We start from the raw sequence: 23,685 nt of genomic DNA on the forward strand, positions 1-23,685 counted from the left end.
GGTGTCTGCCGCGCTTCGGCTTCCTGCCCTGCCTCAGGTGTCTGCCGCGCTTCGGCTTCCTGCCCTGCCTCAGGTGTCTGCCGCGCTTCGGCTTCCTGCCCTGCCTCAGGTGTCTGCCGCGCTTCGGCTTCCCGCCCAGCCACAGGTGCCTGCCATGCGTTGAACCTTCTGTCGCCCCCCAACTCCTGCCTTCGCGTTCCAAGTTCCCGCCATCGCCCCAAAACCACTTCCGCCGCTACACGTCGCCCTGCGCGAGTGGGAACCTCGCGCGACGACGACTTGACCTCTCGCGCGGCCTGATTGCCGCACGAGAGGACCACTCGTGCGAACCCGCGCGCTCCGGCTAGGCGAGTGGGATTCTCGTGCGCCCGCGACTGGACTGTTCGCGCGTCACGAAATGACCACTCGCGCGACGGGTGCCGTGCGAGTGGGAATTTCGTGCGCCGCATGATTTGGCATTCCGCCGCCCGCGGCGCAGTCTGGGTTCGTGAACTGGGGAATCGTGGCGGCGGTCGGCGCCGCCGGAACGACAGTGGGTGCCGGGACGGTGAGCCTGCTCCGGAGAGCCGAAGCTCCGGTGCCGGCCGCCGTGGTGGCGCTCGGCACCGGCGCGGCCTGGGCGGGACTCGCCGTCCTGGCGCCTGCCTGGACGGCCTTCGTGCTGGCCGCGCTCGCCGTGCCGTTGATCGCGGCGGACCTGCGCCACCGGCGGCTGCCGGACGTGCTCACGCTGCCCGCGTACCCGCTCCTCGTCGCGGTGGCGCCGGATCCGGCGAAGGCGCTCGGAGCGGCCGCCGTCTTCGGCGGCGCGCACCTGGTGATCCACCTCGTGGCGCCCCATGCCATGGGCGCCGGTGACGTCAAGCTGGCAGGCGCCCTCGGCGCGGCGCTCGGCTCCATCGGCTGGTCCGCATTGCCGGTGGCAACCGTGCTGGCCGCGTTTGTCACAGCCGTCCTGGCCGCCACCCGCCGCTGGCGGAACGGGGTGCCGCACGGACCCGGCCTACTCGCTGCGGCCACCGCGCTGGTCCTGATCCGCCCTGGATGAGCACGGGCGAGGCCGGTGCCGCCTGCTGCGGGCATGTCGTGCTCCCCGGACAGGGTGCGGGAGTCAGGCGTGCCTGCCGCTCGCGGGCAACCGCCGGGGCGGAGCCGGGCGAACGCAACGGCAGGCAGCCGCCACCAGCGCGCCAGCTCGGGCACGGCGGCGCCACGAGCGGGTGGAGCCACAGCAGCCTCACCGCTGCGTGCGCCGCGCGCAGGCACCCCCGCCCGCCGGAGCCGGGCGAACGCAGCGGCAGACAGCCGCCGGCCGGCGCGCCATGCCGGACACACGCCGCGCCCACTCCGGATTCGCCGCAACTAGCGGGCGGACCACGTCAACCCCGCCGTCGCGACCACCGCGCGCGGGCCAGCCCCCGCCCGCCGGAGCCGGGCGAGCGCAATGGCCTGCAGCCACCGACCCCCGCCACGTCGGCCACACCGGCCCGCTACCCCGGGCGCGCCGGCCCGCTACCCCGGGCGCGTCGGCCCCCGACCCCGGGCACACCGGCCCGCCAGCCCGGGCACACCGGCCCGCCAGCCCGGGCACACCGGCCCGCCAACCCGGGCACACCGGCCCGCCAAACCCGGGCCCAGCCCGGGCACACCGGCGCGCCACCGGCCCACCACGCGCGCACCTCGGGCACACCGGCCCGCCACCCGGACGCACCGGCGCGACCAGGGCACGGACCACGTCAACCCCGCCCTCGCGACCACCCCGCGCGGGTCAGCCCCCGCCCGTCGGAGCCGCCTGAACCGGGCGACAACCCGCATGACAGGATCGTCTGGTGGTACTGCGCTGGATAACCGCTGGTGAATCGCACGGTCCGGCTCTCGCGGCCGTGCTCGAAGGGATGGTGGCCGGGGTCGAGGTCACCACCGCCGACGTGAGCGAGCAGCTCGCCCGCCGGCGGCTCGGGTTCGGCCGCAGCCCCCGCATGGGCTTCGAGACCGACCACATCGAGTTCCTCGGCGGCGTCCGGCACGGCGTCACCCAGGGCGGACCGGTCGCGGTGCACATCGAGAACGCCGAGTGGCCCAAGTGGGAGAAGGTCATGTCGGCCGACCCCGTGGACCCGGCCGAGCTCGAGGGCCTCGCCCGCAACGAGCCGCTCACCCGCCCCCGCCCGGGCCACGCCGACCTGCCGGGCATGCAGAAGTACGGCTTCGACGAGGCCCGCCCCGTGCTGGAACGCGCCAGCGCCCGCGAGACGGCCTCCCGCACGGCACTGGGCACCGTCGCCCGGAACTTCCTCCGCCAGCTCCTCGGCGCGGAGATCGTGAGCCACGTCGTCTCCATCGGCGGGGCCGTCGCCCCCGAAGGCCCGCTGCCCGGGCCCGAGGACCTCGCGGCGGTCGACGAGTCCCCGGTCCGCGCGTTCGGCCAGGAAGCCACCGACGCGATGATCGCCGAGGTCGACGCGGTCCGCCAGGCCGGTGACACGGTCGGCGGCGTCATCGAGGTCATCGCCTACGGGCTGCCGCCGGGGCTCGGCTCCCACGTCCACTGGGACCGCCGCCTCGACGCGCGTCTCGCCGGCGCGCTCATGGGCGTCCAGGCCATGAAGGGCGTCGAGGTCGGCGACGGCTTCACCACCGCCCGCCGCTGGGGCAGCAAGGCCCACGACGAGATCGACCGCGGCACCGGCCCGGTCGGCGTCACCCGCCGGTCCAATCGCGCCGGCGGCCTCGAGGGCGGCATCACCAACGGCGAGCCGGTCCGCGTGCGCGTCGCGATGAAGCCGATCTCCACCGTCCCGCGCGCGCTGTCCACTGTGGACGTCGTCACCGGGGAGCCCGCCGTCGCGATCCACCAGCGCTCCGACGTGTGCGCGGTACCGCGCGCCGGGGTCGTCCTGGAGTCCGTCGTGGCGCTCGTGCTCGCCGACGCGGCACTGGAGAAGTTCGGCGGCGACTCGCTGGCCGAGACCAAGCGCAACGCCGAGTCCTACCTCGCGGCACTGGAGGAACGGTGGGCCAACCTCCCTGCATCGTGATCGCGGGCCCGCCCGGGTCCGGCAAGAGCACCGTCGGGCCGCTGCTCGCGCAGCGCCTCGGCGTGCCGTTCCGCGACAGCGACGACGACATCGTCGCCCGCGACGGCCGTCCCATCGCGGAGATCTTCGCCGACGACGGCGAGCCGGCCTTCCGCGCGCTCGAAGAGGAAGTGATCGCCGAGGCCCTCGCCGAGCACGACGGCGTGCTCTCCGTCGGCGGCGGCGCGGTCCTCGCCGAGGGCACCCAGAAACGCCTGGTCGGCCACCCGGTGGTCTTCCTCAACGTCGGCTTCGCCGCGGGCGTGCAGCGGGTCGGCCTGTCCACCGCCCGCCCGCTGCTCGCCGGGGTCAACCCGCGCGCCACCTACCGGTCGCTGCTCGAAGCGCGGCTGCCGGTGTACCGCGCGGTCGCCACCATCGAGGTGTCCACCGACGACCGCACCCCGGCCGAGATCGTCGACGCCATCGCCCGCGAACTAGCCCTGGAGGAAACGCAGTGACCGACCCGGTCCGGATCGAGGTCCGCACCGCCCGGCCGTACCCGGTCGTCGTCGGCCGCGGCCTGCTCGGCGAGCTCACCGAGGCCGTCAAGGGCGCCTCCAGCGTGGCGATCATCCACCAGCCCACGCTCACCACCACCGCCGAAGCCGTGCGCGACGAACTCAACGCCGCCGGGCTGGACGCCCACCGCGTCGAGATCCCCGACGCCGAGGACGGCAAGGCGCTGTCCGTCGCCGGGTTCTGCTGGGAGGTCCTCGGCCGCATCGGCCTCGACCGCCAGGGCGTCGTCATCGGCCTCGGCGGGGGAGCGGTCACCGACCTCGCCGGCTTCGTCGCGGGCACCTGGATGCGTGGCGTCCGGCTGGTCAACGTGCCCAGCACGCTCCTCGGCATGGTCGACGCCGCCGTCGGCGGCAAGACCGGCATCAACACCGACGCGGGCAAGAACCTGGTCGGCGTCTTCCACGAGCCCAGCGCCGTCCTTGTCGACCTCGCCACCCTGGAAACCCTGCCGCGCAACGAACTGATCGCCGGCATGGCCGAGGTCGTGAAGGCCGGTTTCATCGCCGACCCGCGCATCCTCGAGCTCATCGAAGCCGACCCCGCGGCGGCGACCGACCCTGCCGGTGACGTCCTCGGCGAGCTGGTGCGCCGCTCGATCCAGGTCAAGGCCGACGTCGTGGCCGCCGACCTGCGCGAGTCCGACCTGCGCGAGATCCTCAACTACGGCCACACCCTCGGCCACGCCATCGAGCGCCGCGAACGCTACCGCTGGCGCCACGGCGCGGCGGTCAGCGTCGGCCTGGTGTTCGCCGCGGAGCTGGCCCGCCTGGCGGGCCGCCTCGACGACGCCACCGCGGAGCGGCACGCCGCCATCCTGGAGCGCCTCGGCCTGCCGACCAAGTACGACCCGGACGCCTTGCCGCAGTTGATCGACTCCATGCGCAAGGACAAGAAGACCCGCTCCGGCGTGCTCCGCTTCGTCGTCCTCGACGGCCTGGCCAAACCGGGTCGCCTCGAAGGTCCCGACCCGGCCCTGCTGGCCGCGGCGTACTCGGCGGTCGCCGGACCGCGGCAGTCCGACAGTGGGAGCGTGCTGCTGTGAAGGTCTTCGTGCTCAACGGTCCCAACCTCGGCCGCCTCGGGAAGCGGGAGCCCGCCGTCTACGGCTCCACCACCCACGCCGACCTTGCGGAGCTGTGCGTCAAGACCGGCAGCGAGCTGGGCATCGACGTCGAGGTCCGGCAGACCGACCACGAGGGCGAGATGGTCGGCTGGCTGCACGAAGCCGCCGACGGCGGGAACCCGGTGGTGCTCAACGCGGGCGCCTGGACGCACTACTCGATCGCTGTGCGGGACGCCGCCGCGCAGCTCGCCGCGCCGCTGATCGAGCTGCACATCTCCAACGTGCACAAGCGTGAGGCGTTCCGCCACCACAGCGTGCTCTCCGACATCGCCACGGCTGTCATCGCCGGGCTCGGTGTCGACGGCTACCCGCTCGCCCTGCGCTGGCTCGCCGCCAACGCCGGATGACCGTCCCCGACCTCAGAACCGCCCGGCTGCGCCTGCGAGGCCTCGAACCCGCCGACACCGAATCGATCGTCCGGGTCTTCGCCGACCCGGACACGAGCCGGTTCCTCGCCGCCGACCTCAGCGACCCGGACCAGTGCCGGGCCTCGGTCGAGCGACGCCTCGCCTACACCGGGCCGGACGGCACCGGTCACTGGGTCATCGAGCGCGACGGCGACGTCATCGGGCTGGCGCACCTGCGGCCATCGGCCGAGCTGTCCGGCGACCTCGTGGAGATCGGGTACTTCCTCGACCCCGCCCACGGCGGCCACGGCCTGGCGACCGAGGCGGCAGCCGCGCTGCTTCGCCACGCCTTCGCCGCGCTCGGGCTGCCCGCCGTGTGGGCGCTCGTGCACGAGTCCAATGTGGCCAGTCAAAACCTGGTGCGGCGCCTGGGTTTCGCCGACGTCGGCGGCGGCGAACACTACGGCGGGCCGCACCGCGTGTTCGTCGCGCTGCCCGCCACCGCAGGGCAGTGGCACCACGTCGAGCTGTGGGTGCCCGACCTCGCGCGCGCCGAGGAGAGCCTCGGCTGGCTGCTCACCGAACTCGGCTGGCAGGAACACCAGCGCTGGCGCGACGGCGTCAGCTGGAAACTCGGCGCGGGATACCTCGTGGTCGAGCAGTCCCCGGCGCTGACCGCCGCCACGCACGACCGCCGCGCGCCGGGCCTCAACCACCTGGCGCTGCACGCCGGCCCGCCCGAGCGCGTCGACCAGCTCGCGGAAGCCGCTCTCGCGCACGGCTGGCGCCCGCTGTTCGCCGACCGCTACCCGCATGCCGGCGGCCCTGATCATCACGCCGCGTATCTGGAGAACGCCGACGGCTTCGAAATCGAGCTCGTCGCCGACTCCCCGCGTGTCACTCGACCGGGTTAATCAGTCTCTACACTGAGCTTGCTGGCGGAAAGGGAAGGACGACGGGTGGGCAGACGCAGGGTGCTCGGCGCGGTGCTGGCCGCGGTGCTGGCCGTCCCCGCGCTGGCCGGGTGCACCGGCAGCGTGCCGCCGCAGGCCGAGGGCGCCGGGAAGGGCGTCATCGGCGGCGCCCAACCGGAGACCACCACCGCCACACCCGCCGCGGTCCAGCTCAAGACCGACTCGCCGCGCGAAAGCCCCGGCGTCGTCGCGGCCGGCGGCCCCGGCGCGCCCTACAACTACGGCCCCACGCTGATGGCCGACGGCGCCACCAACCGGATGTGGTGGTGCAGCCAGTATCCGGGCTCGCCGCCGCCCGGCGACGACATCCTCTACGCCGAATCCGCCTCGCTGGACGGCCCGTTCACCGGCCCCGGCGGATCCGTGCCACCCGCCGTGCTGTCCGGCAACCCCGGCCAGTTCGATGGCGTGCACGCCTGCGACCCGTCGGTGATCCGCGTCGACGGGACCTACTACCAGTACTACACCGGCGCCGCGGGCGACCACGCGCTCGGCAACTCCATCGGCCTCGCGACCAGCACCGACGGGATCACCTGGCAGCGCGCGAACGGCGGCAGACCCATCGTGGACCCCGCCCACGACACCCACCGCGAGAACCTCTACGGCGCGGGCCAGCCTGCTGCGGTGTACCTCGACGGCTGGTTCTACCTGATGTTCACCGACACCACCGGCCTCGCCGCCGGCTGGAACGGCGCGGGCCAGTTCGTGCTGCGGTCGAAGGACCCGGCGTTCGGCAGCGGCGTGGAGGCGCTGGGGGAGGCCGGGTTCGCCGCGGTCGCCGGCACCAACGCGCCGCGCACCAAGTCGCTGGTCGACGCGTTCAGCGCGGACCTGATGTGGATCGACGCGCTGAACGCGTGGGCGATCGCGCACGAAACCGCCGACGGCACCACCATCACGTTCTGGGACCGCGACTTCCTGCGCGCCCCGTTCCAGCCGCTGCTGATCCCCGGCGTGTGGCGGGAGGGGCCCGGCCTGGTGCGGCGGCCGGACGGGCACGCGCCGGTGTCGGCGAAGGACCCGTGCGGGCGGGTGCCGCTGGACGTCGTGCGCGCGACCGTGACCGGCGAGGCGGGCGCGCCCACCGACCTGCGGCGCTTCGGGCTGGACATCGTCGGCGTCAACGCCTGCGCCGACCCGCAGCGCGCGCTGACGGTGCTGGACGGCTTCGCCATGCCGTCGCCGGTGCGGACCATGGACCTGGTCGTGTCGGGCCAGGTCGTGCGGATCGACCGCCGCTCGGTGGCGCAGGAACTGGCCGGGCACGTGCTCGACACACGGCTGGACGTGCTGAACCAGTTCCCGGTCGCGGCGCGGCTGGAGTCCGGCACGCGCGCGCTGCAGGCCACCGGGCTGGGGGTGGGCTTCCTGCTCGACGACGGCCGCCTCTACCCGGTGCGCCGGGCGGAAGCGGTGATCGCCAACGGCTCGTCGACGGAAGACGTGACCCCGGCGCAGTGGCGTGGCTACCCGGCCGGACCCGCGCTGGGCTAGCTCCCCGGCGGCCTGCCGCGCGCCAGGACCAGCAGCGCGTGAACGCGGCCCTGCCGGGGGCCGACGGCTCGTGGACCGAGGGACGTGACCCCAGCGCAGTGGCGCGGCTACCCGGCCGGCCCGGCGCTCGGCTGACTCAGTCCCCGGCGGTCCGCGGGCGCGGGCTGGGACGCGGGCGCTTGGGCGGCTCGTCCGCGGGTCGCTTGAGCCGTCCGCCGACGAACAGGCCCAGCCCGGCCGGTACCAGGACCAGCAGCGCCGTGAACGCGGCCCCGCCGGAGATCGCGGGCCACAGTTCCTCCGCGCCGGTCCGGTCGACGAAGATCGCGCGGCCGATCACGTACAGCACCCCGGACACCGGGCCGGCCACCAGCGACGCGATTAACCACGTGCGCCCGGCGTCCTCCCGGCGCAGCCACGCGTCCAGCGCGCTCCACAGCACCGCGGCGCCCACCAGCAGCGCGATCACGGCGATCCGGGCCGTGGTCAGGCCCGTCGGGTCGTACACCGTCGCCTTGGCGAGCGCGACTTCGGCGATCGCGTGCAGCACCGCCATGCCGAGACCCCGTACCAGCCAGGACCGCATACCCATCCACCCATCGTCGCACCGCACTAAGCTGCCACTGTGCCCGACCTCCACGCCTCGCGGCGCGACGCCCTGCGCACGGTGCTCAACGAGTCCGGCGTCGACGCGTTGCTCGTCACCGACCTGCTCAACGTCCGCTACCTGACCGGCTTCACCGGCTCCAACGCCGCGCTGCTGGTCCACGGCGACGGCGAGAGCCGCACGCTGTTCTGCACCGACGGCCGCTACACCACCCAGGCCGCGGCCGAGGTGCCCGACCTGGAGCGGGTCATCGAGCGGGAGAGCGCCGCCGCCCTGCTCGCCCGCGCCGCCGGGGACGCGGCCGCCCACCGGCGCACCGGCTTCGAAAGCCAGCACGTCAGCGTCGAGGCCCACGACGAGTTCACCCGCGTCGCGGACGGCATCGAGCTGACCCGCGCCCCCGGCCTGGTCGAGCAGCTGCGGCTGATCAAGGACGAAACCGAGATCGAGGCGCTGCGCATGGCGTGCGCGGCCGCCGACCGGGCGCTGGCGAGCCTGCTGGAGCACGGCGGCATCCGGCCCGGCCGCACCGAGCTGGAGGTCGCCCGCGACCTGGAGAACCGCATGCTCGACCACGGCTCGTCCGGGCCGTCGTTCGAGTCGATCGTCGCCGCCGGGCCGAACTCGGCGATCCCGCACCACCGGCCCACCAGCCGCCCCCTGCACGCGGGCGACTTCGTCAAACTGGATTTCGGCGCGACCGTGGACGGGTACCACTCGGACATGACGCGCACCGTCGTGCTCGGCCGCCCCGCGGACTGGCAGGCCGACCTCTACGAGCTGGTCCGCCGGGCCCAGCAGGCCGGGCTGGAGGCGTCGCTGGCCGGGCAGGAGGTCGCCGACGTCGACCTGGCCGCCCGCCGCATCATCGAGCAGGGCGGGCACGGCGAGGAGTTCTCGCACGGGCTCGGCCACGGCGTCGGCCTGGAGGTGCACGAGGCACCGAGGCTCGCGATGAACGTCGCCGGTACACTGTCCGTCGGCATGACGGTCACCGTGGAGCCAGGCGTCTACCTCGCCGGCCGCGGTGGCGTGCGCATCGAGGACACGCTGGTCGTGCGGGACGCCGATCCCGAACTCCTCACCCTGAGCAGCAAGGAACTCGTGGTCGTGTAGCGCGGCCCGATCGGAAACAGGAGAACTGGACAACCCGTGGCCACCACCAACGACCTGAAGAACGGCCTGGTGCTGAACCTCGACGGACAGCTGTGGTCCGTCGTGAACTTCCAGCACGTCAAACCGGGCAAGGGCGGCGCCTTCGTGCGCACCACGCTCAAGCACGTCCTGTCCGGCAAGGTGGTGGACAAGACCTTCAACGCGGGCACCAAGGTCGACACCGCGACCGTCGACCGGCGCAACATGACCTACCTGTACAACGACGGGTCGGACTTCGTCTTCATGGACGGCGAGACGTTCGACCAGATCACCGTGCCGCGGGAGACCGTCGGCGACGGCGCGAACTACCTGCTGGAGAACACCGAGGTCCAGGTCGCGATGCACGAGGGCGTCGCGCTCTACGTCGAGCTGCCCACCTCGGTCGAGCTGGTCATCCAGCACACCGACCCCGGCCTGCAGGGCGACCGCTCCACCGGCGGCACCAAGCCGGCCACGCTGGAGACCGGCGCCGAGATCCAGGTGCCGCTGTTCCTCAGCACCGGCGAGAAGGTGAAGGTCGACACCCGCGACGGCCGTTACCTGGGCAGGGCCTAGGTTGTCCGACTCCGCATCGGCGCCCCGGCGCGGTGGCCAGACCGGCCGCCGCGCACTCCGCAGGCGCGCCGTCGAGATCCTGTACGAAGCCGCCCAGCGTTCACTCGATCCGGTGACGCTGCTGGCGGACCGGGTGGGCTCCACTGACGCCGACCCGATCGGCGACTACACGATCTCGCTCGTCGAGGGCGTCACCGCGAACCGGGAGCGCATCGACGAGCTGCTCGCCGAGCACGCGCACGGCTGGAGCCTGGAGCGGATGCCGCCGGTCGACCTGGCCGTGCTGCGGGTGGGCGTCTACGAGCTGCTGTGGGCGGCCGACGTGCCCGACCCGGTGGCGATCGACGAGGCGGTGGGCCTGGCCAGGGAGCTGTCCACGGACGACTCGCCGCGGTTCGTCAACGGCGTGCTGGGCCGGATCGGCACGATCGCCGACCGCATCCGCGCGGTGCTCTGACCTGGCAGAAGACACGAGAAAGGCCCGGCGCGCGGAGATCGCGCCGGGCTTTTCGCTGGTCAGGCGGTTTCGTCCCGCGACGGGAGGGCAGTCAGCTCGCACCGCCGCGGGTTCTGGGTCGCGCGAGGCGCGTCCACCAGGGGTGGCCGGGCCGGCGCTGGTTCGAGGTTCAGCCACCCGCACCGCCACGCGGGCGGCGGGAGGGCCTGTTGCCTAGTCCTCCTTGGCGGGTCGCGCCTCGGGCGGGAGGACGCCCCAGTCGATGAGCTGCTCGGTCAGCTCGCCGGGGGTCATGTCGTAGATGATGGCCAGCGACCGCAGGTCCTCGGTGCGGATGGAGAGCACCTTGCCGTTGTAGTCGCCGCGCTGGCTCTGGATCGTGGCGGCGTAGCGGGCGAGCGGGCCGACCTTCTCGGCAGGCAGCTGCTGCAGCCGCTCCAGGTTGATGACGATCTTGGTGGCGGGTTCGGCCCCGGACGGCACCCGGCCCTCGGGCAGCAGCTCGACCACCGGCACGCCGTAGAAGTCGGCCAGCTCGGCCAGCTTCTGCACGGTCACCGCCCGGTCGCCGCGCTCGTAGGAACCGACCACGACAGCCTTCCAGCGTCCGCCGGACTTCTGCTCGACCCCGTGCAGGGACAGCCCCTGCTGCTGGCGGATCCCGCGGAGCTTCGCCCCGAGCGCCTTGGCGTAATCGCCCATCTGGTGGTTCTCCGTTTCCTCGCCCAGTCGGTCTCATGGGCCGCCGGGGGACTGCCGAGTTGAACACTCAGAGTAATGGTTACGCATTGTCGTCACCAGGTCAAGAACATGATGCCCCTGGCACCACCCGGACGGCTGAACGGTGCCGCCTGTTAACATCGGGGGGATTTCCTCGGCAAGCAGGAGATCGACGTCCTTTAAGGACCGTCCGGTGAGGCGGGGAAGGAGTCCGCTGTGGCGTCACGCCCTCGTGACGCGGCAGCACCAGGCGGCGAGCGCGAGCTGCTCTCCGCCGGTGATGTCGCGCGCACCATCGCCCGGATGGCCCACCAGGTCATCGAGAAGACCGCCCTCGACGGCGGCACGGGCGCACCTCCCGTTCTCCTGGGCATCCCGACCCGGGGCACCTCGCTCGCGGCCCGGCTGGCCGAGCGGATCGCCGAGTTCTCCGGCGTCGAGGTCCCCACGGGCGCCCTGGACATCACCCTCTACCGCGACGACCTGCGCCGCCGCCCGACGCGGCCGCTCGCGGACACCACCCTGCCCGACACCGGCATCGACGACCGCGTGGTGATCCTGGTCGACGACGTGCTGTTCTCCGGCCGGACCGTGCGCGCGGCGCTGGACGCCCTGCGCGACCACGGCCGCCCCCGGGCCGTGCAGCTGGCCGTCCTGGTCGACCGCGGGCACCGCGAGTTCCCGATCCGGGCCGACTACGTGGGCAAGAACATCCCGACCGCACGCGCCGAAGACGTCGCCGTCCTGCTGTCCGAAGTGGATGGGCGTGACGCGGTGCTGCTGCGCGAGGGGGAAGCGAAGGCATGAAGCACCTGCTGGCCACCGAAGGCCTGGACCCCGACCTGGCGACCGCGGTGCTGGACACCGCCGACGGCCTCAAGCGCACCCTGCTCGGCCGCGAGGTCCGCAAGCTGCCGACCCTGCGCGGCCGCACGGTCATCACCATGTTCTACGAGAACTCCACCCGCACCCGGGTCTCGTTCGAGATCGCGGGCAAGTGGATGAGCGCCGACGTGGTGAACGTCTCGGCGGGCGGCAGCTCGGTCGGCAAGGGCGAGTCGCTGCGGGACACCGCGCTGACCCTGTCCGCGGCCGGCGCCGACTGCGTCATCGTCCGCCACCCGGCCTCCGGCGCCGCGCAGCGCCTGGCCGGCTGGCTGGAGGGCACCGGCACGTCGGTCGTCAACGCCGGGGACGGCATGCACGAGCACCCCACCCAGGCGCTGCTCGACGCCGCCACGCTGCGGGAACGCCTCGGCGGCATCAAGGACCGGCGGATCGGCATCGTCGGCGACGTGCTGCACAGCCGGGTCGCGCGCTCCAACATCCACCTGCTGTCCGCGCTGGGCGCCGAGGTCGTCCTGGTCGCCCCGCCGACGCTGCTGCCCGCCGGGGTCGGGGCGCTGCCGGTCACCGTGTCGCACGACCTGGACGCCGAGCTGCCCGCCCTGGACGCGGTGATGATGCTGCGCGTGCAGGCCGAGCGAATGCACGGCGGGTTCTTCCCGTCGGCGCGCGAGTACTCGATCGCCTACGGCCTCAACGAGGCGCGGCTGCGGCTGCTGCCCGAACACGCGGTCGTGCTGCACCCCGGCCCGATGCTGCGCGGCATGGAGATCGCCTCCGCGGTCGCCGACGCGCCGTCCGCGGCCATCACCGAACAGGTCCGCAACGGGGTGCACGTGCGGATGGCCGTGCTGTACCACCTGCTCGCCGGAGAGGAAGACGCGAAGTGAACCAGGTTCTGATCAAGCGCGCCCGGCTCTACGGCGAGGGCGACCCGGTTGACGTCCTGGTCACCGGCGGCACGATCAGCGAGATCGGATCCGTGAGCGCGCCCGACGACGCCGAGGTGATCGAGGCGAACGACCAGGTCCTGCTGCCCGGCTTCGTCGACCTGCACACCCACCTGCGTGAACCCGGCCGCGAGGACACCGAGACCATCGAGACCGGCTCGGCCGCCGCCGCGCTCGGCGGCTACACCGCGGTCTTCGCGATGGCCAACACCGACCCGGTCGCCGACAACTCGGTGATCGTCGAGCACGTGTGGCGCCGCGGCCGCGAGGTCGGCCTGGTCGACGTGCACCCGGTCGGCGCCGTGACCGTCGGCCTGAAGGGGGAGCGGCTGGCCGAGCTGGGCACGATGGCGAAGTCGGCCGCCGGGGTGCGGGTGTTCTCCGACGACGGCCACTGCGTGCACGACCCGCTGATCATGCGGCGCGCGCTGGAGTACTCCACCGCGCTGGACGTGGTGATCGCGCAGCACGCCGAGGAGCCGCGGCTGACCGTCGGCGCGCAGGCCCACGAGGGCGAGCAGGCCTCGCGCCTGGGCTACGCCGGCTGGCCCGCCTCCGCCGAGGAGTCGATCGTCGCGCGGGACTGCCTGCTCGCCGAGCACGCCGGCGCCCGCCTGCACGTCTGCCACGTCTCCACGAGCGGCACCGCCGACGTGCTGCGCTGGGCGAAGGAGCGCGGGACCAGGGTGTCCGCCGAGGTCACGCCGCACCACCTCCTGCTGACCGACGAGCGCCTGGCCACCTACGACCCGGTGAACAAGGTCAACCCGCCGCTGCGCGCAGGCGCCGACGTGGAGAAGCTGCGCGCCGCCCTGGCCGAGGGCGTCATCGACTGCGTCGCCACCGACCACGCCCCGCACGCGCCGCAGGACAAGGACTGCGAGTGGTCGGCCGCCCGGCCCGGCATGCTAGGCCTGCAGACCGCGCTGTCCGTGGTCGCCGCCACCATGGTCGAGACCGGCCTGCTGGACTGGCGCGGCGTGGCGAAGGTCATGAGCGAGCGCCCCGCGGAGATCGCCGGCCTGCCCGACCAGGGACGACCGCTCGCCGTCGGGGAACCGGCCAACCTCGCGCTGGTCGACCCGGGCGCACAATGGACCGTGCGGGGGGCGGAGCTGGCCAGCCTCGCCGCCAACACCCCGTACGAGGGAATGCGGTTGCCCGCCGTGGTGACCGCGACGCTGCTGCGCGGGCGCGTGACGGCCCGCGAAGGGAAGATCTGCTGATGGAACGGTTGCTGCTCACCCTGCTGGTGTTCGCCTGCTTCCTGCTTGGGCTCTGGGCCATGCGACGAAGCTGGCGGCGCCGCGCGCGCTCGCAGAGCGCGCAGCTGCCGCCGTTCCCGCAGACCCCCGCCGAGCCGGGGGAGGAGCTGCTGCCGGCGAACAAGGGGCTCTACGTGAGCACCACCACGGCCGGCGACTGGCAGGACCGGATCGTCACGCGCGGCGTCGGCCTGCGCGGGCGCGCGGTGCTGCGGCTCTACCGCGAGGGCGTGGAGGTCGACCGGGCCGGCGCGCCCGGGTTCTTCATCCCGCGCGAGTCCATTGTGGAGGTCAAGCGCGCGAGCGGGATCGCCGGGAAGGTGATGGGCACCAACAGCCTCATCGTCATCACCTGGCGGCTCGGCGACAAGGAGCTGGACACCGGCTTCCGCGGCGACGACCTCGACGTCTATCCACAGTGGATCGAAAGCTTGTCCGAACGAGAGATCAAGGGAGGGGCCCAGTGACCGTGGGCACCAGGACACCGGCCGCATTGGTGCTGGAGGACGGGCGGGTGTTCCGCGGATCGGCCTACGGCGCCCAGGGCCGCACGCTGGGCGAGGCCGTGTTCTGCACCGGGATGACCGGCTACCAGGAGACGCTGACCGATCCGTCCTACCACCGCCAGATCGTGGTGCAGACCGCGCCGCAGATCGGCAACACCGGCTGGAACGACGAGGACGACGAGTCCGCCCGCATCTGGGTGTCCGGCTACGTCGTGCGCGACCCGGCCCGGACCCCGTCGAACTGGCGGTCCCGCCGCACCCTCGACGAGGAGCTGGCGCGCCAGGGCGTGGTCGGCATCAGCGGCGTCGACACCCGCACCCTGACCCGCCACCTGCGCGAGCGGGGCGCGATGCGGGCCGGCGTGTTCTCCGGCGACGCGCTGGACACCGAGGAGGCCATGACCGCTCAGGTGCTGGCCAGCCCGCCGATGAAGGGCGCCGACCTGGCCGGCGAGGTCACCACCAAGCAGCCGTACGTGGTCGCCCCCGAGGGCGAGCGCCGCTTCCGCGTCGCCGTGCTGGACCTGGGCATCAAGTCCAACACCCCGCGCCAGATGAGCCGCCGCGGCATCGAGCTGCACGTGCTGCCCTCGACCAGCTCGCTGGACGACCTGCTGGCCGTCGAGCCGGACGGGGTGTTCCTGTCCAACGGCCCGGGCGACCCGGCCACCCAGGACCACGCGGTCGCGCTGACCGAGGAGGTCCTGCGCCGCGAGATCCCGCTGTTCGGCATCTGCTTCGGCAACCAGATCCTCGGCCGCGCGCTGGGGCTGGGCACCTACAAGATGCGCTACGGCCACCGGGGCATCAACATCCCGGTGATCGACGTGGAGACCGGCCGGGTGGCGATCACCGCGCAGAACCACGGCTTCGCCCTGGAGGGCGAGCCGGGTCAGCGGTTCGAGTCGCCGTTCGGCGCCGCGCAGGTCAGCCACTACTGCCCCAACGACGACACGGTCGAGGGCGTGCGCTGCGCCGACGTGCCCGCCTTCTCGGTGCAGTACCACCCGGAGGCGGCCGCGGGCCCGCACGACGCCGCGCCGCTGTTCGACGAGTTCGTGACCCTGATGGAGAAGAAGAGCCGCTGATGCCGAAACGTACAGACATCGAGCACGTGCTCGTCATCGGATCCGGCCCGATCGTCATCGGCCAGGCCGCCGAGTTCGACTACTCGGGCACGCAGGCCTGCCGGGTGCTGCGCGAGGAGGGCCTGCGGGTCTCGCTGGTCAACTCCAACCCGGCCACGATCATGACCGACCCGGAGTTCGCCGACTCGACCTACATCGAGCCGGTCACCCCGGACTTCGTGGAGAAGGTCATCGCGGCCGAGCGCCCGGACGCCCTGCTGGCCACCCTGGGCGGGCAGACCGCGCTGAACACCGCCGTCGCCCTGCACGAGCGCGGCGTGCTGGAGAAGTACGGCGTCGAGCTGATCGGCGCCGACATCGACGCGATCCAGCGCGGCGAGGACCGGCAGAAGTTCAAGGACATCGTCCGCGCCATCGGCGGCGACGTCCCGCGCAGCCGCGTGTGCCACTCGATGGACGAGGTCCGCGAGACCGTCGCCGAGCTGGGCCTGCCGGTCGTCATCCGGCCCTCGTTCACCATGGGCGGCCTCGGCTCCGGCATGGCGCACACCGACGAGGAGCTGGAGCGGCTGGCCTCGATCGGCCTCGCCGAGTCTCCGGTCACCGAGGTGCTCATCGAGGAGAGCGTGCTCGGCTGGAAGGAGTACGAGCTCGAGCTGATGCGCGACCGCCACGACAACGTCGTGGTGATCTGCTCGATCGAGAACATCGACGCGATGGGCGTGCACACCGGCGACTCGGTCACCGTCGCGCCCGCGATGACCCTGACCGACCGCGAGTACCAGCACATGCGCGACGTGGGCATCGCCGTGCTGCGCGAGGTCGGCGTCGACACCGGCGGCTGCAACATCCAGTTCGCGATCAACCCGCGCGACGGCCGCATGGTCGTCATCGAGATGAACCCGCGCGTGTCCCGCTCCAGCGCGCTGGCCTCGAAGGCCACCGGCTTCCCGATCGCCAAGATCGCCGCGAAGCTGGCCATCGGCTACTCGCTGGACGAGATCCGCAACGACATCACCGGCGAGACCCCGGCCTCGTTCGAGCCGACCCTGGACTACGTCGTGGTCAAGGTGCCGCGGTTCGCGTTCGAGAAGTTCCCCGGCGCCGACCCGATGCTGACCACCACGATGAAGAGCGTCGGCGAGGCGATGGCCCTGGGCCGCAGCTTCCCGGAGGCGCTGGGCAAGGCGCTGCGCTCGATCGACACCAAGGCGTCCGGGTTCTGGACCACCCCGGACCCCGAGGGCGCCACGCTGGAGAACACCCTGGAAGCGCTGCGCACCCCGCACGACGGCCGCCTCTACGCGGTCGAGCGGGCCCTGCGCCTGGGCGCGACCGTCCAGCAGGTGCACGAGGCCAGCGGCATCGACCCGTGGTTCATCGACCAGATCGCGCTGATCGGCGAGGTCGGCGCCGAGGTGCGCGACGCCCCGGTGCTGGACGCGCCGCTGCTGCGCGAGGCCAAGCGCGTCGGCCTGTCCGACCAGCAGATCGCCGCCCTGCGGCCGGAGCTGGCCGGCGAGGACGGCGTGCGCGCGCTGCGCCACCGCCTCGGTGTGCGGCCGGTGTACAAGACGGTGGACACCTGCGCGGCCGAGTTCGCCGCCAAGACGCCGTACCACTACTCGGCCTACGAGTCCGACCCCGCGGCCGAATCCGAGGTCACCGCGCAGCCGGACAAGCCGAAGGTGCTCATCCTGGGCTCCGGGCCGAACCGCATCGGCCAGGGCATCGAGTTCGACTACTCGTGCGTGCACGCCGCGCTGGCGCTGCGCGAGGCCGGGTTCGAGGCCGTCATGGTCAACTGCAACCCGGAGACGGTGTCCACCGACTACGACACCTCCGACCGCCTCTACTTCGAGCCGCTGACCTTCGAGGACGTGCTCGAGGTCGTCTACGCCGAGCAGCGCTCGGGCACCGTGGCCGGCGTGATCGTCCAGCTCGGCGGCCAGACGCCGCTGAAGCTGGCGCAGCGCCTCGCCGACGCGGGCGTGCCGATCGTGGGCACCTCGCCCGAGGCGATCAACCTGGCCGAGGACCGCGGCGCGTTCGGCGACGTGCTGATGGGCGCGGGCCTGCCCGCCCCGAAGTACGGCACCGCGACCTCGTTCGAGGGCGCCAAGCGGATCGCCGACGAGATCGGCTACCCGGTCCTGGTGCGGCCCTCCTACGTGCTCGGCGGCCGCGGCATGGAGATCGTCTACGACGAGGCCTCCCTGGCCGGCTACATCCAGCGCGCCACCGAGGTCACGCCCGAGCACCCGGTGCTGGTCGACCGGTTCCTCGACGACGCCATCGAGATCGACGTGGACGCCCTGTTCGACGGCGAGGAGCTGTACCTCGGCGGCGTCATGGAGCACATCGAGGAGGCCGGCATCCACTCCGGCGACTCCTCGTGCGCGCTGCCGCCGATCACGCTGGGCCGCCAGGACGTCGAGGCGGTGCGCGCCTCCACCGAGGCGATCGCCCGCGGCGTCGGCGTGCGCGGCCTGCTCAACGTGCAGTACGCGCTCAAGGACGACGTGCTCTACGTCCTGGAGGCCAACCCGCGCGCCAGCCGCACCGTGCCGTTCGTGTCCAAGGCGACCGGGGTGCAGCTGGCCAAGGCGGCATCGCTGATCATGACCGGCTCCTCGATCAAGGACCTGCGTGCCCGCGGCATCCTGCCCGCCGAGGGCGACGGCGGGCACCTGCCCATCGACGCGCCGGTCGCGGTCAAGGAGGCGGTCCTGCCCTTCCACCGCTTCCGCACGCCGGAGGGCAAGGGCGTGGACTCGCTGCTCGGGCCGGAGATGAAGTCCACCGGCGAGGTCATGGGCGTGGACACCTCCTTCGGCGAGGCGTTCGCGAAGTCCCAGGCCGGGGCCTACGGGTCGCTGCCCACCTCGGGCAAGGTGTTCGTCTCGGTCGCCAACCGCGACAAGCGGGCGCTGGTGTTCCCGGTCAAGCGGCTGGCCGACCTCGGGTTCGAGATCCTCGCGACCTCGGGCACCGCCGAGGTGCTGCGGCGCAACGGCGTCCCCAGCACGGTCGTGCGCAAGTACTCCGAGGGCAGCGCGCCGGACGAGCCGAACGTGGTCGAGGTGATCGCCTCCGGCGGCGTGGACATGGTGATCAACACCCCGTACGGCAACAGCGGCCCGCGCATCGACGGCTACGAGATCCGCACCGCGGCGGTGTCGCGGGACATCCCGTGCATCACCACGGTGCAGGGCGCCGCGGCGGCCGTGCACGGCATCGAGGCCCTGATCCGGGGCGACATCGGCGTCCGGTCGCTGCAGGACCTGCAGGCGGCGTTGCGGGCCAAGTCGTGAGCGTGACGGGCTTCGGCGCCCGGCTGGTGGAGGCGGTCGCCGCGCGCGGGAACCTGTGCGCGGGGATCGACCCCCACCCCGGCCTGCTCGACGCGTGGGGCCTGGACCGGGACCCGGGCGGGCTGGAGAAGTTCGCCCTGACGGCGGTTGACGTCCTCGCCGAGGAGGTCTCCGTGGTCAAGCCCCAGTCGGCCTTCTTCGAGGCCTACGGGCCGCCCGGGGTGGCCGTACTGGCCCGCGTGGTCGAGCACGCCCGGGACCGCGGCGCGCTCGTCCTGCTGGACGTCAAGCGGGGCGACATCGGGTCGACGATGGCCGCCTACACGGCGGCCTACCTCGGCGACGCGGCCCCGATCCGGGCGGACGCGATCACCGTCTCGCCCTACCTCGGGTTCGGCTCGCTGGCGCCCGCCCTGGGCGCCGGCGAGGGCCTGTTCGTGCTCGCCCGCACCTCCAACCCGGAGGCGGGTGGCCTGCAGAACGCCTTGCTGGCCAACGGGAAGACCGTCGCGCAGTCGATTGTGGACGAGGCTGCCCGGTGCAACGCCGGCGCCGCCTCCCTCGGCGACGTCGGCGTCGTCGTGGGGGCCACGATCGAGCCCGGCGAGCTCGACCTGACCGGGCTGAACGGGCCGGTCCTGGCGCCCGGTTTCGGGGCCCAGGGAGCCACCGTGGACGATCTTCGCCGCCTCTTCGGTGCGGACCTGCCGGGGGTGCTGCCCGCGTCGTCCAGGGACGTTCTCAGGCACGGTCCGGACCCCGTCGCGCTGCGCGACGCGGTGCGCCGCACGCAGGCGAGTCTGACCGGATAGCGCCAATATCAGGTCCCTGTCCAGGAACCGAGCGACCACCCCCCGCATTGTGGCCGGTGGCGCGGGGTGGGTACCGTCGCGTCACCCACCCAGAATTTTGAGTACTACGGAGGAAAACGTGGCACTTCCCCAGCTGACCGAGGAACAGCGCAAGGCGGCGCTGGAGAAGGCCGCTGCCGCTCGTCGTGCCCGCGCTGAGCTGAAGGAGCGCCTCAAGCGAGGCGGCACCACGCTCACCGACGTGCTGAAGCAGGCCGACGAGGACGAGGTTCTCGGCAAGATGAAGGTCTCCGCCCTGCTCGAAGCCCTCCCCGGCGTCGGCAAGGTGCGCGCTCAGCAGACCATGGAGCGCCTGGAGATCGCACCGAGCCGGCGGCTGCGCGGCCTTGGTGACCGGCAGCGCAAGGCGCTGCTGGCCGAGTTCAGCGGCGAGTGAGCGACACCGGCAGCGACCGCGTCACCGGGGCCGGCGGGCATGCCGGCCCGGCGTCGCACCGTGAGCCGGTTCCGGGCCAGGCGCACCAGGGGTCCCGGAGCCGGCTCACGGTCGTCTCCGGCCCGTCCGGGGTCGGGAAGTCCAGCGTGGTCGGCGCGCTGCGCCGGCTGGACCCGGACATCTACTTCAGTGTCTCGGTCACCACGCGGCCACCCCGCCCGGACGAGGTCGACGGGGTCCACTACCACTTCATCGACCGGGCGATGTTCGACAAGATGGTCGCCGCGGGCGAGCTGCTCGAACACGCCGAGTTCACCGGCAACTGCTACGGCACGCCCCGGGAACCGGTCGAGCGGGCACTGGCCGAGGGCAGGCCGGCTGTACTGGAGATCGAGCTGCAGGGGGCGCGCCAGGTGCGCGCCGCCATGCCCGACGCCAGGCTGGTCATGCTCATGCCGCCGTCCTGGGACGAGCTGGTCGGCAGGCTCAAGGGCCGCGGCACCGAGGAGGAGGCCGCCGTCAACGCCCGGCTGGCCGAAGCGGAGCGCGAGCTCGCGGCGGCGGGTGAATTCGACGTGCGGCTGGTGAACGCCGACGTCGGGGAAGCCGCGCGGCAGTTGTTAGACTTGCTGCGGGGAGACCACCGACTTCACGAAGAGAACTCAGGAGCATAGGCGCGTGACCGCATCGCTCGGCATTTACGGCGAGGAACTCGAAGGCATCACCAACCCGCCGATCGACGACCTCCTGGCCAAGGTCAGCTCGAAGTACGCGCTGGTGATCTACGCCGCGAAGCGCGCTCGCCAGATCAACGACTACTACGCCCAGCTCGGCGAGGGGCTGCTCGAGTACGTCGGCCCGCTCGTGGAGCCGGGCCCGCGCGAGAAGCCGCTGTCGATCGCGCTGCGCGAGATCCACGCCGGCCTGCTCGAGCACACCGAGGGTGAGTAAACCTCGCGTCGTGCTCGGTGTGGGCGGCGGAATCGCCGCCTACAAGGCGTGTGAGGTGCTGCGCGGGCTGACCGAGTCCGGTCACGACGTCCGCGTGGTGCCCACGGAGGCCGCGCTGAAGTTCGTCGGCGCGGCCACCTTCGAGGCGCTGTCCGGCCACCCCGTGCACACCGGCGTGTTCACCGAGGTGGACCAGGTGCAGCACGTCCGCATCGGCAAGGAAGCGGACCTGGTGGTGGTCGTCCCGGCGACCGCGGACCTGATGGCCCGCGCGGCCCAGGGCCGCGCCGACGACCTGCTCACCGGCACGCTGCTCACCGCGCGCTGCCCGGTCGTCTTCTTCCCGGCGATGCACACCGAGATGTGGGAGCACCCGGCCACCCGGGACAACGTGGCGCTGCTGCGGTCCCGTGGCGCCGTGGTGACCGAACCCGCCGCGGGACGCCTCACTGGCGCCGACACCGGCAAGGGACGGCTGGCCGACCCGGCCGAGATCGTCGACCTGGCCCGGCTGCTGCTGGCCCAGCCGTCGGCGCTGCCGCGCGACCTGGAGGGCCTGCGCGTCGTCGTCTCCGCGGGCGGCACCCGGGAGCCGCTGGACCCGGTCCGCTACCTGGGCAATCGCTCGTCGGGCAAGCAGGGCTACGCGCTGGCCCGCGTGGCCGCGCAGCGGGGCGCGGAGGTCACGCTGGTGGCCGGCCACACCGTCGAGCTGCCCGAGCCCGCGGGTGCCGTGCTGCGCCGCGTGTCGACGGCCGAGCAGATGCGCGACGCCGTCACCGAGGCCGCCAAGGAGGCGGACGTCGTCGTGATGGCCGCCGCCGTCGCTGATTTTCGTCCCGCGAACCGATCCGGCCACAAAATCAAGAAAACCGACGACCAGCCGGATCCCGTCATCACGCTTTCCCGCAATCCGGACATTCTCGCGGAACTGGTAACGAATCGATTGCCAGGACAGGTCATTGTCGGTTTCGCCGCGGAAACGGGCGACGAGCGCGGTAGCGTACTCGACCACGGCCGTGCCAAGCTGCGGCGCAAGGGCTGTGACCTGCTGGTTCTGAACGCCGTCGGGGATGGCAGGGCGTTCGAGGTCGAGGAGAACGCGGGCTGGCTGCTGGCAGCCGACGGCACCGAGCGGCCTATCCCGCTGGGCTCCAAAGCGCAACTGGCCGCCGCGGTGTGGGACGCCGTCGGGGAATTCATCAGGCACTGACCGGCGCGCCTAGTCTGGACGCCGGAGGGACAGAAGAGTTGATGGGATGTGAGCGTGGTGACCGCGTCTAACCGCAGGTTGTTCACTTCGGAGTCGGTGACCGAGGGGCACCCGGACAAGATCTGTGACGCCATCAGCGACTCGATCCTGGACGCCCTCCTCGCCAAGGACCCGCGCTCCCGCGTCGCGGTGGAGACGCTGATCACCACCGGCCAGGTGCACGTCGCAGGCGAGGTGACCACCGAGGCCTACGCCGACATCCCGACGATCGTGCGCGAGCGGATCCTCGACATCGGCTACGACTCCTCGGCCAAGGGCTTCGACGGCAATTCGTGCGGCGTGAACGTCGCCATCGGCGCGCAGTCCCCGGACATCGCGCAGGGCGTGGACACCGCCTACGAGTCGCGCGTCGAGAACGCCATCGACGAGATCGACCGGCAGGGCGCCGGCGACCAGGGCCTGATGTTCGGCTACGCGTGCTCCGACACGCCCGAGCTGATGCCGCTGCCGATCGCGCTGGCCCACCGCCTGTCCCGCCGCCTGGCCCGGGTGCGCAAGGACGGTGTGCTGCCCTACCTGCGCCCGGACGGCAAGACCCAGGTCACCATCGAGTACGCGGGCGACCAGCCGGTGCGGCTGGACACCGTCGTGGTGTCCACCCAGCACGCCGACGGCATCGACCTGGACACCATGCTCGGCGTCGACGTGCGCGAGCAGGTCGTGATGCCCGAGCTGAACGAGATCGAGCTCGACCACAGCGACGTGAAGCTGCTGGTCAACCCGACCGGCCGGTTCGTCATCGGCGGCCCGATGGGTGACGCCGGGCTGACCGGCCGCAAGATCATCGTCGACACCTACGGCGGCATGGCCCGCCACGGCGGTGGCGCGTTCTCCGGCAAGGACCCGTCGAAGGTGGACCGCTCCGCGGCCTACGCGATGCGCTGGGTCGCCAAGAACGTCGTGTCCGCCGGTCTGGCCGGGCGGGTCGAGGTGCAGGTCGCCTACGCGATCGGCAAGGCCTCGCCGGTCGGCCTGTTCGTGGAGACCTTCGGCACCGAGACGGTCGACCCGGCCAAGATCCAGGCCGCGATCACCGAGGTGTTCGACCTGCGCCCGGCCGCGATCATCCGCGACCTGGACCTGCTGCACCCCATCTACGCCGCGACGGCCGCGTACGGCCACTTCGGCCGCACCGACGTCAAGCTGCCCTGGGAGAACACCGACCGCGCCGACGCGCTGCGGTCCCTCGCCGGGGCCTGAGCCCCGGGGC

24 protein-coding genes are annotated in these 23,685 nt (G+C 72.6%); 22 read left to right on the top strand and 2 right to left on the bottom strand.

The features are described 5' to 3' along the window. The first annotated feature begins 487 nt into the window (after positions 1–487). The 7 genes from ABZ193_RS26890 (at position 488) to ABZ193_RS26920 (ending at position 7,540) form a co-directional block, all read left to right on the top strand. Positions 488–1,048 carry an A24 family peptidase gene (locus ABZ193_RS26890; RefSeq protein WP_235716333.1) on the top strand — a complete coding sequence of 187 codons (561 nt, stop codon included), beginning with the start codon at positions 488–490 and terminating at the stop codon, positions 1,046–1,048. A 778-nt stretch (positions 1,049–1,826) separates the two neighbouring features. Next, positions 1,827–3,038, top strand: coding sequence for a chorismate synthase (aroC, locus tag ABZ193_RS26895; protein WP_269462685.1), 1,212 nt, complete (start codon positions 1,827–1,829; stop codon positions 3,036–3,038). Continuing rightward, complete coding sequence (locus ABZ193_RS26900) at positions 3,035–3,538, top strand: shikimate kinase (RefSeq protein ID WP_354711950.1); 504 nt, start codon at positions 3,035–3,037, stop codon at positions 3,536–3,538. The genes aroC and ABZ193_RS26900 overlap by 4 nt, the downstream gene beginning before the upstream one ends. Beyond that, positions 3,535–4,644 (top strand): 3-dehydroquinate synthase, encoded by a 1,110-nt coding sequence (aroB, locus tag ABZ193_RS26905; protein WP_354711930.1) that lies wholly within the window; start codon positions 3,535–3,537, stop codon positions 4,642–4,644. Before ABZ193_RS26900 ends, aroB begins: the two co-directional genes overlap by 4 nt. After that, a complete protein-coding gene (aroQ, locus tag ABZ193_RS26910) occupies positions 4,641–5,072 on the top strand; it encodes a type II 3-dehydroquinate dehydratase (protein ID WP_020422365.1) in 432 nt (143 codons plus the stop codon). The genes aroB and aroQ overlap by 4 nt, the downstream gene beginning before the upstream one ends. Beyond that, a complete protein-coding gene (locus ABZ193_RS26915; RefSeq protein ID WP_354711931.1) occupies positions 5,069–5,986 on the top strand; it encodes a GNAT family N-acetyltransferase in 918 nt (305 codons plus the stop codon). Before aroQ ends, ABZ193_RS26915 begins: the two co-directional genes overlap by 4 nt. 60 nt (positions 5,987–6,046) lie before the next feature. After that, positions 6,047–7,540: a beta-xylosidase gene (locus ABZ193_RS26920; protein ID WP_354711951.1), complete on the top strand. Its 1,494-nt coding sequence runs from the start codon at positions 6,047–6,049 to the stop codon at positions 7,538–7,540. 136 nt (positions 7,541–7,676) lie between these two features. Here ABZ193_RS26920 and ABZ193_RS26925 read toward each other — a convergent pair whose 3' ends face one another. Further along, positions 7,677–8,126: a B-4DMT family transporter gene (locus tag ABZ193_RS26925; RefSeq protein ID WP_354711952.1), complete on the bottom strand. Its 450-nt coding sequence runs from the start codon at positions 8,124–8,126 to the stop codon at positions 7,677–7,679. Between the two features lie 39 nt (positions 8,127–8,165). Between ABZ193_RS26925 and ABZ193_RS26930 the strand changes: the two genes are divergently transcribed. The 3 genes from ABZ193_RS26930 to nusB are packed head-to-tail and all read left to right on the top strand — an operon-like array spanning position 8,166 to position 10,314. Continuing rightward, positions 8,166–9,263 carry a Xaa-Pro peptidase family protein gene (locus ABZ193_RS26930; RefSeq protein WP_020422361.1) on the top strand — a complete coding sequence of 366 codons (1,098 nt, stop codon included), beginning with the start codon at positions 8,166–8,168 and terminating at the stop codon, positions 9,261–9,263. Between the two features lie 36 nt (positions 9,264–9,299). After that, positions 9,300–9,857 (top strand): elongation factor P, encoded by a 558-nt coding sequence (gene efp / locus ABZ193_RS26935; RefSeq protein WP_020422360.1) that lies wholly within the window; start codon positions 9,300–9,302, stop codon positions 9,855–9,857. Between the two features lies 1 nt (position 9,858). Continuing rightward, positions 9,859–10,314 (top strand): transcription antitermination factor NusB, encoded by a 456-nt coding sequence (gene nusB / locus ABZ193_RS26940; RefSeq protein ID WP_020422359.1) that lies wholly within the window; start codon positions 9,859–9,861, stop codon positions 10,312–10,314. A 213-nt stretch (positions 10,315–10,527) separates the two neighbouring features. Here the strand turns inward: nusB and ABZ193_RS26945 are convergent, their stop codons facing one another. Continuing rightward, positions 10,528–11,016, bottom strand: coding sequence for a transcriptional regulator (locus ABZ193_RS26945; RefSeq protein ID WP_020422358.1), 489 nt, complete (start codon positions 11,014–11,016; stop codon positions 10,528–10,530). A gap of 234 nt (positions 11,017–11,250) precedes the next feature. Between ABZ193_RS26945 and pyrR the strand changes: the two genes are divergently transcribed. The 12 genes from pyrR (at position 11,251) to metK (ending at position 23,675) form a co-directional block, all read left to right on the top strand. Continuing rightward, entirely contained in the window at positions 11,251–11,841 is a 591-nt protein-coding gene (pyrR, locus tag ABZ193_RS26950) for a bifunctional pyr operon transcriptional regulator/uracil phosphoribosyltransferase PyrR (RefSeq protein ID WP_020422357.1), read from the top strand. Continuing rightward, entirely contained in the window at positions 11,838–12,770 is a 933-nt protein-coding gene (locus ABZ193_RS26955; protein WP_017983077.1) for an aspartate carbamoyltransferase catalytic subunit, read from the top strand. The genes pyrR and ABZ193_RS26955 overlap by 4 nt, the downstream gene beginning before the upstream one ends. After that, entirely contained in the window at positions 12,767–14,056 is a 1,290-nt protein-coding gene (locus ABZ193_RS26960) for a dihydroorotase (RefSeq protein WP_354711933.1), read from the top strand. The genes ABZ193_RS26955 and ABZ193_RS26960 overlap by 4 nt, the downstream gene beginning before the upstream one ends. Next, positions 14,056–14,562 (top strand): hypothetical protein, encoded by a 507-nt coding sequence (locus ABZ193_RS26965; protein WP_020422355.1) that lies wholly within the window; start codon positions 14,056–14,058, stop codon positions 14,560–14,562. Before ABZ193_RS26960 ends, ABZ193_RS26965 begins: the two co-directional genes overlap by 1 nt. Continuing rightward, positions 14,559–15,689 (top strand): glutamine-hydrolyzing carbamoyl-phosphate synthase small subunit, encoded by a 1,131-nt coding sequence (carA, locus tag ABZ193_RS26970; RefSeq protein WP_354711934.1) that lies wholly within the window; start codon positions 14,559–14,561, stop codon positions 15,687–15,689. The genes ABZ193_RS26965 and carA overlap by 4 nt, the downstream gene beginning before the upstream one ends. Continuing rightward, on the top strand, positions 15,689–19,003 hold the full coding sequence (carB, locus tag ABZ193_RS26975; protein ID WP_020422353.1) for a carbamoyl-phosphate synthase large subunit: 3,315 nt from the start codon (positions 15,689–15,691) through the stop codon (positions 19,001–19,003). Before carA ends, carB begins: the two co-directional genes overlap by 1 nt. Before the next feature lie 2 nt (positions 19,004–19,005). After that, positions 19,006–19,815 (top strand): orotidine-5'-phosphate decarboxylase, encoded by an 810-nt coding sequence (pyrF, locus tag ABZ193_RS26980; protein ID WP_027936506.1) that lies wholly within the window; start codon positions 19,006–19,008, stop codon positions 19,813–19,815. Positions 19,816–19,933: 118 nt separating this feature from the next. Further along, positions 19,934–20,251, top strand: coding sequence for an integration host factor, actinobacterial type (gene mihF / locus ABZ193_RS26985; protein WP_017983071.1), 318 nt, complete (start codon positions 19,934–19,936; stop codon positions 20,249–20,251). After that, positions 20,248–20,925 (top strand): guanylate kinase, encoded by a 678-nt coding sequence (gmk, locus tag ABZ193_RS26990; RefSeq protein WP_237339439.1) that lies wholly within the window; start codon positions 20,248–20,250, stop codon positions 20,923–20,925. Before mihF ends, gmk begins: the two co-directional genes overlap by 4 nt. 4 nt (positions 20,926–20,929) lie before the next feature. Continuing rightward, positions 20,930–21,202, top strand: coding sequence for a DNA-directed RNA polymerase subunit omega (gene rpoZ / locus ABZ193_RS26995; RefSeq protein ID WP_017983069.1), 273 nt, complete (start codon positions 20,930–20,932; stop codon positions 21,200–21,202). Continuing rightward, positions 21,195–22,415: a bifunctional phosphopantothenoylcysteine decarboxylase/phosphopantothenate--cysteine ligase CoaBC gene (gene coaBC, locus ABZ193_RS27000; RefSeq protein WP_354711935.1), complete on the top strand. Its 1,221-nt coding sequence runs from the start codon at positions 21,195–21,197 to the stop codon at positions 22,413–22,415. Before rpoZ ends, coaBC begins: the two co-directional genes overlap by 8 nt. A 57-nt stretch (positions 22,416–22,472) precedes the next feature. Continuing rightward, the gene (gene metK, locus ABZ193_RS27005) at positions 22,473–23,675 is read left to right on the top strand and encodes a methionine adenosyltransferase (RefSeq protein WP_027936504.1); all 1,203 of its coding nucleotides are present in this window, start codon (positions 22,473–22,475) and stop codon (positions 23,673–23,675) included. Positions 23,676–23,685: the final 10 nt, after the last annotated feature.

It is taken from the genome of Amycolatopsis sp. NPDC006125, from assembly GCF_040614195.1.
Taxonomy (GTDB): domain Bacteria; phylum Actinomycetota; class Actinomycetes; order Mycobacteriales; family Pseudonocardiaceae; genus Amycolatopsis_E; species Amycolatopsis_E tucumanensis.